The sequence below is a fragment of the Actinomyces respiraculi genome, assembly GCF_014595995.2.
Classification (GTDB): Bacteria; Actinomycetota; Actinomycetes; order Actinomycetales; family Actinomycetaceae; genus Actinomyces; species Actinomyces respiraculi.
Map to the genome: position 1 here is coordinate 1746849 of NZ_CP063989.1, position 12147 is coordinate 1758995.

Here is a 12147-nt window from a genome sequence, read left to right on the forward strand (position 1 = left end):
CCCTCTGCGCTAGCCTCACCTCAGGCCCACGAGCCCAGCACCAGCCACCAGCCTGCGCTCTTCTTCACCCTTCACCACAGCACCATGCCCCTCCTGCTCCCCAGCCTCCAGGATGAGCACATCCGCGCCGCAGTCGTCGACTACCTGTCAACGGCCTTCGCACTGACAGACGCCGAGCCTCGGCGCGCCCTAGATCGACCACCTCTCGCTGCCCGCCCCTCCCCCTGTTACCGTCGTCGGCATCACACGTTCCGATAACGAGGAGCACCCGCCATGGTTGACAAGCAGGAGCCAGGCCACCTTCATCTCATGTTTCATGACCCCTACGACCCGGCCATCGGGGAGGACATGCGCGATCGCCGTCGGCAACTGGGGCTGAGCGTGCAGCAGATGGCCCAGCTCGCCGGCGTGACGGAACAGACCTGGCGCAATTACGAGGCCGGACGCACTCAGGTGCGTGGCGACAAGCAGGAACAGGTGTGGGACGCCCTGGGCTGGCACCTGCCCACCTGGGAGGAGCGGATCGCCCTCACCGGCATCTACGATGATGCCCCCACCGACGACCTCGGGGTGCCTCCGTGGGACAAGATTCCTACGATGCTCGCCGTCGCCTACTCACCTCTTCTCGCCAGCACTTTGGGCGAGCGGGCGGCCCGCTGCTTCGCCCTGGGTTCCTTCCTCTACCACCAGGCCGTCGAGGAGAACCTCCGCGATCTCGCCCTCCTGCCCCGCGGCGCTCACCTGGGCCTGCTCGATGAGTCGCACATCGCCGACACCCTGCCCGCGCTGTGGCTGACCCGGTACGACTACGAGTTCGTCTTCCAGATGCGGGCAGTGGCAATGGACCTCACCCGGCGTCTGCACGACGGAGCCCCTGCGCCCGCGGAGCCCCTGGTGCGCAGCATGGCTGAGGCTCTCGTCCTCCACGACATCCTCGCCCTCGGAGCTGTCATCGCCTCCCACGACCTCCTCATTGAGGACAACACCACCGTCGAGGAAGAAGAGTGGGAGGGGTGGGTTGATTCCCTCTGCGGGCCGGACCAGCCCGTCCATTGGCTCATCGCCACTGCACTCGTCCCGCCCCCCAACGCGCCCGAGCACATCGATAACTGGTTCGCGGCGCTTGAGCGCCCGTACGTCCCCAACTGGACGGCCAAGGCCACGAAGTCCGACGGCGGCGCCACCGTCACGAACATCAGCAACCGTCGGTAGCGTCGCCGAACGGCGGTAGGGACCAGGACGAGCTCGACCGCGGCTACCGACGCCTCTTACCGGGCCATCGAGCGAGCCATAGGATTCGTAGTACGCAACGAAAGGAACGGCTTCTCATACCCGTCACCAATGCCATGCGTACCTGCCACGCGGTGCGGGAGTACCTCGACACTCCCCTCGCCGATGACGTTGTCGCGGCCCTGCGCTCGCACGTCGAGCAGGCCAACGCCTCGGCACGCAGGCCTTTACGCTCACCGGCAGGGGCGACAAGGCGACGCTGACGCGCCCCGAGGGCGATGACGCGGCCAGGACCGCGGCATCGTGAGGTACTTCTTCGAGGTCGGTGCCGGCTGCGACAGCTTCCGCTGGGCCTCCTGAGCGTCCCGGCGCCCGCTGGCGTCAGGCGCCCGCTGAGGCGGCGCCCGACCCGGCCTCACCCCACGGCCATCATGATGGTGCCGGCCGTCAGCAGCACCAGGCCGGCCAGGGACCGGCACCCAACCCGCTCTCCCAGCACAAGGACCGAGAAGCCGACGGTGACGAGCACACCGAGCTTGTCGATCGGCACGACCACGCTCGCAGGACCGTCCGCCAGCGCCGCGAAGTAGCACAGCCACGACGCGCAGGTCGCCGCCCCGGAGGCCAGCACCCAGCCGAGCTCGCGGCGCACGACGCGCAGCCGGCCACCGGAGGCCGCTCCCTGGCTCAAGCGGGAGACCGCAACCATGGTCCAGACCATGATGAGCACGACGAGGGTGCGCACCGCCGTCGCCAGGTCTGAGGGCACCGCATCGGCGCCGGCCACTCCGAGCTTGCTGAGGATCGCCGTCAGGGCGGCGAAGAACGCCGACCCGCAGGCGTAGACGAGCCATCCCCTCTCCCGCACCCCCGGTCCCAGCGAGTGGGCCAGCGCACGCAGGTCGTCGGGCTCGAGCATGAGCAGCGTCCCAACTGTCATGGTCACCAGGCCGACCCAGCCCAGCGGGCCGAGCGGCTCACCGAGCAGGCCGACCGCCAGCAGCACGGTGAGCACGGTGCTCATCTTGTCCACGGGTGCCACCTGGGAGACGTTGCCGAGCTGGAGCGCCCGGAAGTAGCACAGCCATGATGCGCCCGTCGCCAGACCCGAGCAGGCCAGCCAGCCGAGCCCGGCCAGCGGCACGTGCCCCAGCTGCGTGACCGACCCGCTGAGGACGGTCATCGCCCACGCCCCCACGAGGATCACCGGGGTGCGCAGCGCGGTGGCGAGCACGGAGTCGGTGGTGCGCACGCCGAGCTTGGCGAGCACGGCGGTCAGCCCCGCGAACAGGGCGGAGGCCACGGCCAGGAGGATCCACACGTGTCAGTCGCTCTCCGCCGGTCACTGTCGGGCCGAGCACGCCCCGCACGGGCGCGTCCCCCGGTTGCCTGTCATCGCCACAGCCCGGCCCGCTGGGCGATCACCGCGAGGGCCACCGGCCCGGCGCTGGCCGTGCGCATCACGTGCGGTCCCAGCCGCACCGTCGTCGCCCCCACCGCCTCCAGGGCTGCGGTCTCCTCACTGCTGATACCACCTTCGGGTCCGACGACGACGGCCACCACCGGGGCGGGTGCGCTCGTGGCGTCGGCCCCGGCCTGGGCTCCGCCGTCGGCCTGACCGAGGTGCCCGTGCCCGGCACCGCCTGCCCCGCCACCGACAGTCTCGGCAGCCTGACCGGTGTACCCGGCCGCCGTCGGCAGGCTCACACCACCGACCGGGGCCGTGGCCTCCTCGTGCAGCACGAGCACCACTCCCCCGGCCCCGACCGTGTCTCGCACCCAGGTGCACAGCTGCGCCGTCGAGCGCGCCTCATCCACCACCGGCACACGCGCCCGACGGGCCTGCTTGGCGGCCTCGCGCGCCGTCGTCTCCCATCGGGCCCGGCCCTTGGCGGCCTTCGGCCCGTTCCACACCGACACGCAGCGCCCCGCCTGCCAGGGCAGCACGAGGTCGACGCCGACCTCCGTCGCTGTCTCGACCGCCTGCTCGTCGCGCCCGCCCTTGGCCAGCGCCTGAACCAGCGTCAGCCGCACCGGTGGGGCCGGCTCCTCCACGCGCTCGCTCACGCGCACGCCCAGCCGGTCCTTCGCGCCGTCGGCCCCCGCCTCGGTGACCTCGCACACGAGACGCAGCCCCTCGCCGTCGACCAGATCGACCCGCTCACCGCGGCGCAGACGCCGCACCGTCACCGCGTGGCGGGCCTCCGCTCCGGTGAGGACGAGGGAGGTCCCGGCCTGCGCGGTGGCGGCCACCCCGGCGGGCTCGAGGGTGTCGGCGGTGAGAACGAAGACAGGGGCGGTCACGCGCCCCAGCCTACGGGCCGGGCCCGGGCACCTCGGCACCCTGGCACCCCGGTGCTAGCGTCGCCTGCCATGAGCGCCCGTGAGTCCGACACCTTCCCCGAGCACGCCCACAGCGTCACCGAGATCGCCGCGAACCTGGCGGCGGTGCGCGCACGCATCGACGCCGCTGCCGCACGCGTCGGGCGCGAGGGCGCCGCCGTCCGGCTCCTGCCCGTGACCAAGACCGTCACCGAGCCCCGCCTGCGCGCCGCCTACGAGGCCGGGGTGACCCAGATGGGTGAGAACAAGGTCCAGGAGGCCCTGGGCAAGGCCCGGGCCATGGCGGACCTGGCGATCCACTGGGCCGTCATCGGCCACCTCCAGACCAACAAGGCCAAGGACGTCGCCGCCTTCGCCCACGAGTTCCAGGCACTGGACTCCCTACGTGTGGCCGAGGCGCTTGACCGGCGTCTCCAGGCCGCCGGGCGCGGCCTTGACGTCTACGTCCAGGTCAACTCCTCCGGCGAGGACACCAAGTTCGGTCTGGTGCCCGAGGATGTGCCTGAATTCCTGACCTCCTTGAGCGTCTACTCCTCACTCAGGGTCCGCGGGCTCATGACGCTCGCCGCCCACACCGAGGACCGTGAGCGCGTCATCGGCTGCTTCCAGCTCATGCGCGATCTGCGTGACGCGGCCCGGCAGGCCGGCACCGTGGGCGAGGGTGAGCTGTCGATGGGGATGAGCGGCGACTTCGAGCTCGCCGTCGAGCACGGCTCGACCTGCGTGCGGGTGGGCCAGGCGATCTTCGGGCGGCGTCCCACCCCGGACAGCCTCTACTGGCCCGGCCGTCCCAGCGGTCGCTGAGCCTCAGCGGGTGGCGTCACCCATGGCTCACGACGGGGTGAGGACTGAGCTCCGTGGCGTGGTGGCCCCGCGAAGACCCGTGTTGGCGGGCTTGCACGCTCACGCTCGTCGACGTCTGTTGAAAACGGCGGAATCATGCGGTTTTCTCGATCGGCGTTCTCGAGTGCTTCAGCTCCCATGTGCATGGAGGTTGCCCATGCACATGGGAGCAAAAAAGGCCACGTTCGGCAAAACGGCCCAAACGGCGGAATACCAACGAAAAGTCCGAATCGGCCAAGTCACACCAGTCACATGAGCGTGCAAGCCCCAGCCGGTGGGGGCCGGGCTCAGCGGCGCTTGCGGGACTTGCCGCCCTTGCCGGCGTTCTTGATCCGGTCGAGCAGCCCCTCCTCGACGGCGACGAACCCGTCCTCACCGCGCAGGGCGGCCAGCTCCTCGAGCAGCTCCCTCTGGCGGTCGGTGAGCCGGGTGGGCGTCTCGACGGTGAGCACGACGTGCAGGTCACCACGGCCCTTACGGCGCAAGCGCCCCACGCCCAGGCCCTCCAAGCGGATGTCGTCACCCGACTGGGCGCCCGCGCGCACGGTCACCTCCTGGTCCCCGTCCAGAGTCTCCACACTGAGGTTGGCGCCCAGGGCCGCGGCGGTCATCGGCACCCGCAGCTCGGTGTAGAGGTCGTCGCCGTCGCGCTCGAGGCTGGGGTGCTGCTCCTCCTGGATGATGGCGTAGAGGTCACCCGCGGGGCCGCCGCCGACCCCGGCCTCCCCCTGGCCGGACAGGCGCAGGCGCGTGCCCGTGGAGACGCCGGCGGGAACGTTGATCTCAATGTCGCGGCGCACGTGGTTGCGTCCCTCGCCCGCGCAGTCGCGGCAGGGGGTGACGATCTTCGTGCCGTAGCCGCCGCACTCGGGGCACGGGACGCTGGTCATGATGTTGCCCAGGAAGGAGCGCTGAACGCGCTGGACCTGGCCCTGGCCGTTGCAGCCGGTGCACTGCACCGGGGAGGTTCCCGGCGCGCAGCACGAGCCGTGGCAGGTGGCGCACTGGACGTAGGTGTCCACCTTCACGCTCTTGGTCGCCCCGAAGGCGACGTCCGCGAGCGTGACCGGCACGGCCACCATCCCGTCTTGGCCGCGGCGGGCCCGTGAGATCGGGCCCCGGCCCTGCCCACCTCCGAAGAAGGCCTGGAACATGCCCCCCAGGTCGGAGAAGTCCCCACCGGGGAAGCCGCCGGGGCCACCGCGCAGCGCATCCTCGCCGCCGAGGTCGTACATCTTGCGCTTGTCAGCGTCCGAGAGCACGTCGTAGGCGACCGACACGGCCTTGAACTCGTCCTCGTGCCCCGGGCCGGCGACGTCGGGGTGCAGTTGTCGGGCCCTCTTGCGGTAGGCCTTCTTGATCTCGTCGGCGGTGGCGTCTCGGCTCACGCCCAGCAGCTCGTAGTAGTCGCTCACAGGTGGGGATCGTCCTTCGTGTTCATCATCGTGCGTTCAGCAGGGGGCGGGGGCTCACTGGTGAGCAGACCCCGCGAGGAAACGGGTGAGGTAGCGGGCGACGGCGCGTACGGAGGCCATCGTCGCCGGGTAGTCCATGCGGGTGGGACCGATGACTCCCAGGTGGGCGACGGCGTCGTCCGAGCCGGCCGTGTAGGAGGCTGAGACGACGCTGGCCTCCGCCAGGGCGTCGTCGCGGTTCTCCGAACCGATGGACACGCGCATGCCGTCGTCGGCGGCGTGTGAGGCCGGGGCGCCGCCGTCGGCCAGCAGGCGCAGCAGCACGACCTGCTCCTCGACGGCGTCGAGCAGGGGGCCCAGGGAGGAGAAGTCCGGGGTGGAGCGGGCCAGGTTCGCGGTCCCGGCGACAACGAGGCGTTCCTCGGCGTCGGGGCACAGGGCATCCTCGAGGGCGCCGGTGACGGCGCGCAGCAAGACGCGCTCCTCGGCGGGGGCCTGCTCGCCCAGGGCTTCCAGGGCGGGGACGACGTCGGCCGCGCGGCAGCCGACGAGGGCGGCGTTGAGCCGCACGCGCAGGTGCTCCAGGGCCGGGAGGCTGACGACGTCGCCGTCCATGATGACGGTGCGCTGCTCGACGCGGCCGGTGTCGGTGATGATGACGAGCAGGATGCGGGTGGGGCCAAGGGCCACGAGCTCGAGGTGGCGCAGGGAGGTGAGTCTGAGGCTGGGGTACTCGACGACGGCGAGCTGGCCCGTGAGCTGGGCGAGCACGCGCACAGTGCGGGCGACGACCTGCTCAAGGTCCGCCTCTCCGGTGAGCAGGGCGGTAATGGCGGCCCGCTCGGGGGCTGACAGAGGCTTGACGCGGGCGACCTCGTCGACGAAGAGGCGGTAGCCCTTCTCTGTGGGCACGCGCCCGGCGCTGGTGTGGGGCTGCTGGATGTAGCCCTCGTCCTCGAGGGCCGCCATGTCGTTGCGGATCGTGGCCGGGGAGACGCCGAGCTGATAGCGCTCGACCAGGGCGCGTGAGCCCACCGGCTCGCGGGTGCGCACAAAGTCAGTGACGATGGCGGACAGGACCTTGAGGCGGCGGTCGTCGGCCATGCGGGTCTCCTTTCCTCCTCGTCCCGCTCTCACCCCGGCAGCGCGCCGGGCTGTTAGCACTCTCGCGGTGTGAGTGCCATCCTACGCCGGGGCTCGGCGGGTCAGGCCACCCCTAGCCGTGAGGTTCCCCTACCGTGCCCTGAGTGAACACGCCCCGACGACCCTCAGCAGCCGGCACCACCCCCGGAGCCATGCGGGGCACCGCACCCGCTCCTATGCGGGGCACCGCACCCGTGCCTATGCGGGGCACCGCACCCGTGCCAGGTTCGACGGCGGCCAGACGCGCCGCCCTGCGAGAGCAGGCCCAGCGCGAGCAGGAGGCCATGCGCGCTGCCGGCAGGCGCGCCATGACCCCACTGGAGCGGCGCCGGGCCGAGGCTGCCCCGTCCGCTCGACCCACGACGTCGGACCGCTATGGCGGGGACGTACTGCGCACCGACCCCCACCGGGTGGGGCCCCATGCGGTGCGCCCCGAGTCCGTCCACGTGCCTGTCAGCCACGGGCTCGTCGTCGAGGACCGCCAGACCGGCTTCGTCGGCGCCGCCGTCGCCGTCGAGAAGTCCGGTGGCCGCCACGTCGTCGTCCTCGAGGACCGTCACGGCACCCGCCGGGGCTTCCCCCTGGGCCCCGGCTTCTGGATCGATGGACGGCCCGTCATCCTCGACCCGCCCGTCACCCGTCCGACGGCGCCCACCGGCCCCGTCAGCGCCGCCGGCAGGAGGCTCACGGCCTCCGGCTCCTACGCGGTCGAGCGCGGCCCGGCGAGGGTCGCGCGGGCCTCACGCATCTGGGTCGAGGGCCGCCACGACGCCGAGCTCGTGGAGAAGGTGTGGGGTGATGACCTGCGCCACGAGGGCGTCGTCGTGCTCATGCTCGACGGCGTCGACCACCTCGAGGAGGTCATGGCCTCCTTCGGCCCCTCCCCCGAGCGCCGTGCCGGCGTGCTCGTCGACCACCTCGTGCCCGACTCCAAGGAGTCGCGCATCGCCGAGCGCGTGCGCGCCATGCCCGGCGGGGACAACGTGTTGGTCCTAGGCCACCCTTACGTGGACGTGTGGCAGGCGGTCCGGCCTGAGCGCCTGGGGTTGCGGGCGTGGCCGCACGTGCCGCGCGGCACCGACATCAAGCGCGGCACTCTTGAGGTCCTTGGCTGGCCGCACGCGGACCAGGCCGACGTCGCCCGCGGCTGGCAGCGCATCCTCGCCACCGTGCGCAACTACAAGGATCTTGAGCCGAGCCTGCTGGGGCGCATGGAGGAGCTCATCGACTTCGTCACCGCCCCGGGCACCTGCTGAGCCGGTACGTCAGGCCTCGCGGGGAACGTCACCAGTTTTCGCGGCGGATAACACCAGAACTCGTGGGGAATAACACCAGTTCTCGCGGTTAGGAGTCTTGGAGCTTAAGGCGGCGGGCGTGAGCGAGCAGTCGGACGTTGTTGCCCAGCAGGAGGGCGACGATGAGGGAGCCTAGGGCCTTGGCCCACAGCGGCTCGGCGATGAACAGGCACACCATGGCGGCGAGCACGGGCGCCAGGTAGGTGAAGGACTTGGCGACGTAGCCACCGAAGGAGGGCATCTCGACCCCACGGCCCTCGGCGACGGACTTGACCATGAAGTTGGGGCCATTGCCGATGTAGGTCAGCGCCCCGCACAGCACCGCACCCAGCGAGATGGACACGAGATAGGTCTCGGGCACGCCTGCCACCGTCGCACCGCCCGGGTGGGCAACCTGCCCGGCCATCTCGAAGAAGGTCGCGTAGGTGGGGGCGTTGTCGAGCACTGAGGACAGGCCCCCGGTGAAGACGAAGAAGGTGATCTCGTTCAGCGGCAGGGAGCCGGCGACCTGGTCGAGGTAGTGCAGGGCCGGGATCATCGTCAGGAAGATGCCGATGAACAGGGTGGCGACCTCGGCAATGGGGCCCCACTCGAACTGGTTGTCCTCGAAGCGGGCGCGCTTGTCCCCGAAGCGGTAGGAGCACCAGGCGGCGGCGAGCATGATGATCTCGCGTAGCGGCACCCAGTCGGTGAGGGTGGCGTGTCCGGCCTCGATGGCCTCAACGTCGACGGACGGAGTCAGGGCGACAGCGCCGATAATGACGACGAACCACACGAGGTTGCTGGCACCGCGAAGGCCGAGGGGCTCGATGTCCTCGCGGTCCTCACGCACGGCGGAGGCGGGCTCCTGGGCGTAGTAGTAGGAGTCGAGGGCGAAGTAGGCGGCGAGCATCATGGCCAGGACGAAGGCCCACTCCCACACGAGGCTGAAGGTCCAGGTGAAGGGGACGCCGCGCAGGAAGCCGAGGAAGAGCGGCGGGTCCCCCAGCGGGGTGAGCAGACCTCCGCAGTTGGCGACGACGAAGATCGTGAACAGCACGGTGTGCACGCGGTAGCGGCGCTCCTGGTTGGTGTTGAGCAGGGGCCGGATGAGGAGCATGGCCGCGCCCGTGGTGCCGATGAAGGAGGCGAGCACGCCACCGACGGCGAGGAAGAGAGTGTTGTTGCGCGGGGTGGCCTCGATGTCTCCCTTGAGGAAGATGCCGCCGGAGACGATGAAGAGGGCGAGCAGCAGGGCGATGAACTGCCCGTACTCGACGACGGAGGCGAAGACCGCCTGCCAGCCGAGGGCGAACCACATCCACACGGCCACGGGCAGGCCCAGCAGGAGGGCGACGGCGAGCTGGCTGGACTGCTTCTCCCACCAGTGGGCGGTCCTGGGCACAAGCGGCAGGACCGCGATAGACGCGAGCATTGCGGCAAAAGGCAGGATGGACCACCACTGCAGGTGCACTGAGACTCCTCGAGGACGGATCGGTCTGGTGCGGCTGGGGCCCACGAGAAGGGCGGCCGGGCGCGCCGCTCCACTGTACGACGCTGCACGTCCCAGGATCAGGGAGGAGAGTCAGAGCCAGCCGGCCAGGAGCCCTCGTGCCTGCTCGATGAGGGTCTGGGCGCAGCCCTCGGAATCGTTGCCCCAGCGCAGGTAGGTGAAGGTGCCGCCGCCGGCCTCGGTGAAGGTCTCGCGGTTGAGCTGGTCGATCTCCTCCAGGGTCTCCAGGCAGTCGCTCATGAAGCCGGGGCAGATGACGTCCAGGCGCGGACAACCCGCCCGCCCCAGCGCCTCGACGGTGTCGATGGTGGCGGGGCCGATCCACTCCGAGCGCCCGAAGACGGACTGGAAGGTGGTGAGCACGAGAGCGCCGTCGTCCCCGTTGTCCTGGCTGACGGTGACGCCCAGGCGCTCAGCGAGGGCGGCGACGGTGGCCTCGCACTCGGAGCGGTAGGGGTCGCCGGCCGCGTGCATGGCGGCGGGGATGGAGTGGAAGGAGCACAGCAGGTGCTCCCCGCGCGAGGGGTCGGGGCGTCCGTGCTCGGCCCAGTGGGCCTCGATGGGGGCGGCCAGGGCCTCGATGTAGGTCTCGTTGACGGGGAAGGAGCGCACGGTGCGCAGCTCGGGCTGGTTGCGTGAGGCGAGCATGAAGCGCATGGCCTCGTCGATGACGGGCGCCTGGCTGGAGGCGGAGTACTGGGGGTAGGCGGGCAGAAGGGCGATGCGGCGGTGGCCCGAGTCCATGAGCTCACGCATGACGTCCTGGACGCCGGGATCGCCGTAGCGCATGGCCACGCGCACGACGACGTCGTCTCCCAGGGCCTCCTGGACGAGTGCGACCTGCCGCTCGGTGTAGTGCATGAGGGGGCTGCCGGAGCGGGTGTGCTCCATCCCTTCGCGCCAGACGGTGCGGTACTTGGCGGCGGAGTCCGCGGGGCGGCGGATGAGGACCATCGTCTCGAGGATGGGGCGCCACAGGAGGGGGTGCATCTCGACGACGCGGCGGTCGGAGAGGAACTCGCGCAGGTACGGGCGCACGTCCTTGGCGGTGGGGGTTGCCGGGGTGCCGAGGTTGGCGATGACGAGCGCGGGGCGCGGGTCGAGTGGACGTGCGTCGGCGTCGGGGGCCACTGGCCCTCCTTCGGTGGGTCATGGGGGTGCGGGGATCGTGACGGCATTTCGCGACACATCCCGCCGTTTCGTCGTCACGGGAGTCTAGCCGCCGCGACGACGTCTGTTGACCGACGTCGTGTCATCTCCCCCGCGCCGCGGTGGCGCGGGCCCCGCCCGCCGGGCAGGGCTCACGGGGGCGGCGCAGGCCCGCGGTGACGTCGTCCATGAGATCGAGGACGTCCGGCGCCCGCCACGCCCGACGGCCCCGCGCCACCTGGTAGCCGACGACGACGCCCGCGCTCTCGAGCCGGGAGAAGGCTCGCCGAGCGGCCTGCTCGCTGACGCCCAGCTCGCGTGCGGTCGTGGCGACGTCGAGCACCGGCTGGCTGAGGAGCAGACGGACGATCGACCTGTCGGGAGTACCGGTACGAGAGGTGATGAGCGTCTCCCAGTGCTCGTGGACGGCGCGCAGGGACGTCCCGGCCCTGAGGCCGAGGTCGGCCGCCTCCTGGGCGGCGTCGACGACGAGATCGATGACCGCCTCGCAACGGCCCTCACGGTAGGCGTCGAGGGCGTGGAAGTAGGTGCTCGTGTCTGCCAGGAGGACCGCGGAGATGGGCAGGGGCGCATAGACCCCCAGCCCCGACTGCCGCAGGAGCACGTGGATGAGGGCCCGCCCCGTGCGTCCGTTGCCGTCGGCGAAGGGGTGGATGGTCTCGAGCTGGGCGTGGGCGATGGCGGCACGCGTGAGGGGCGGGAGGTCGGTGCGCACGGTGAAGGCGATGAGGTCGTCGAGGGCGCCAGGGACCCGAGTGTGGACGGGCGGGACGAACAGTGCGTCGACGGGTGCGTGCTCGCCGCCGCCGATCCATATGGGTTCGTCACGCAGCCGCCCGGCGACGTCAGGGGCATGGGGACGAAGCAGGGCCTCGTGCATGCGCAGGAGCGAGCCCGTGCTGAGCGCTCCGTCGTGCGCCAGCGCCTCTCGCATGGCTCGGGTGTTGGCGACGACGGCCCTGGCGTTGCCCCCGATCCCGCCGAAGGACTCCTCCTCAATGACCTTCCTGGCGGAGGAGGTGAGTCTCTCGATCCGGGACGAGGCGGATGACTCGCTGCGCAGCAGCAGGGCTGTGTAGGGCAGGAGCGCGGCTCCCGAGTCCTGGTCGAAGCGCGCGATAGCGGCGACCGCCGAGGCCTCCCTGGCCGCCATGGCCGGGGAGAGCGGAGGGCGGGCACGGGCGATCTCGGGGAGGACCGCCGTCCGCCGCACACC

Annotated in this window: 10 protein-coding genes; 3 read left to right on the top strand and 7 right to left on the bottom strand. The window is 71.0% G+C overall.

Annotated features, from left to right (window positions below):
• The first annotated feature begins 309 nt into the window (after positions 1–309).
• On the top strand, positions 310–1212 hold the full coding sequence (locus ID810_RS07280; protein WP_166854811.1) for a helix-turn-helix domain-containing protein: 903 nt from the start codon (positions 310–312) through the stop codon (positions 1210–1212).
• Between the two features lie 433 nt (positions 1213–1645).
• On the opposite strand, the gene ID810_RS07285 is transcribed toward ID810_RS07280, so the two are convergent.
• Both ID810_RS07285 and ID810_RS07290 read right to left on the bottom strand, forming a co-directional pair.
• Positions 1646–2551, bottom strand: a complete 906-nt coding sequence (locus ID810_RS07285; protein WP_166854810.1) for an EamA family transporter — start codon at positions 2549–2551, stop codon at positions 1646–1648.
• Between the two features lie 71 nt (positions 2552–2622).
• On the bottom strand, positions 2623–3534 hold the full coding sequence (locus ID810_RS07290; protein WP_166854809.1) for a 16S rRNA (uracil(1498)-N(3))-methyltransferase: 912 nt from the start codon (positions 3532–3534) through the stop codon (positions 2623–2625).
• Between the two features lie 69 nt (positions 3535–3603).
• Between ID810_RS07290 and ID810_RS07295 the strand changes: the two genes are divergently transcribed.
• The gene (locus ID810_RS07295) at positions 3604–4377 is read left to right on the top strand and encodes a YggS family pyridoxal phosphate-dependent enzyme (RefSeq protein ID WP_166854808.1); all 774 of its coding nucleotides are present in this window, start codon (positions 3604–3606) and stop codon (positions 4375–4377) included.
• 326 nt (positions 4378–4703) lie between these two features.
• Here ID810_RS07295 and dnaJ read toward each other — a convergent pair whose 3' ends face one another.
• Together dnaJ and hrcA are read right to left on the bottom strand one after the other, a co-directional pair.
• Positions 4704–5831 carry a molecular chaperone DnaJ gene (gene dnaJ, locus ID810_RS07300; protein WP_166854807.1) on the bottom strand — a complete coding sequence of 376 codons (1128 nt, stop codon included), beginning with the start codon at positions 5829–5831 and terminating at the stop codon, positions 4704–4706.
• Positions 5832–5885: 54 nt separating this feature from the next.
• Positions 5886–6935: a heat-inducible transcriptional repressor HrcA gene (gene hrcA, locus ID810_RS07305; protein ID WP_166854806.1), complete on the bottom strand. Its 1050-nt coding sequence runs from the start codon at positions 6933–6935 to the stop codon at positions 5886–5888.
• 347 nt (positions 6936–7282) lie between these two features.
• On the opposite strand from hrcA, the gene ID810_RS07310 reads away from it, so the two are divergent.
• The gene (locus ID810_RS07310; protein WP_413227857.1) at positions 7283–8230 is read left to right on the top strand and encodes a DUF3097 domain-containing protein; all 948 of its coding nucleotides are present in this window, start codon (positions 7283–7285) and stop codon (positions 8228–8230) included.
• A gap of 88 nt (positions 8231–8318) precedes the next feature.
• On the opposite strand, the gene ID810_RS07315 is transcribed toward ID810_RS07310, so the two are convergent.
• From ID810_RS07315 to ID810_RS07325, 3 genes are all read right to left on the bottom strand, one after another.
• Positions 8319–9722: a sodium:proton antiporter gene (locus ID810_RS07315; protein WP_166854804.1), complete on the bottom strand. Its 1404-nt coding sequence runs from the start codon at positions 9720–9722 to the stop codon at positions 8319–8321.
• A gap of 111 nt (positions 9723–9833) precedes the next feature.
• The gene (gene hemH / locus ID810_RS07320) at positions 9834–10892 is read right to left on the bottom strand and encodes a ferrochelatase (RefSeq protein WP_166854803.1); all 1059 of its coding nucleotides are present in this window, start codon (positions 10890–10892) and stop codon (positions 9834–9836) included.
• A 121-nt stretch (positions 10893–11013) separates the two neighbouring features.
• Positions 11014–12084: a Fic family protein gene (locus tag ID810_RS07325; RefSeq protein ID WP_166854802.1), complete on the bottom strand. Its 1071-nt coding sequence runs from the start codon at positions 12082–12084 to the stop codon at positions 11014–11016.
• Positions 12085–12147 lie beyond the last annotated feature (63 nt).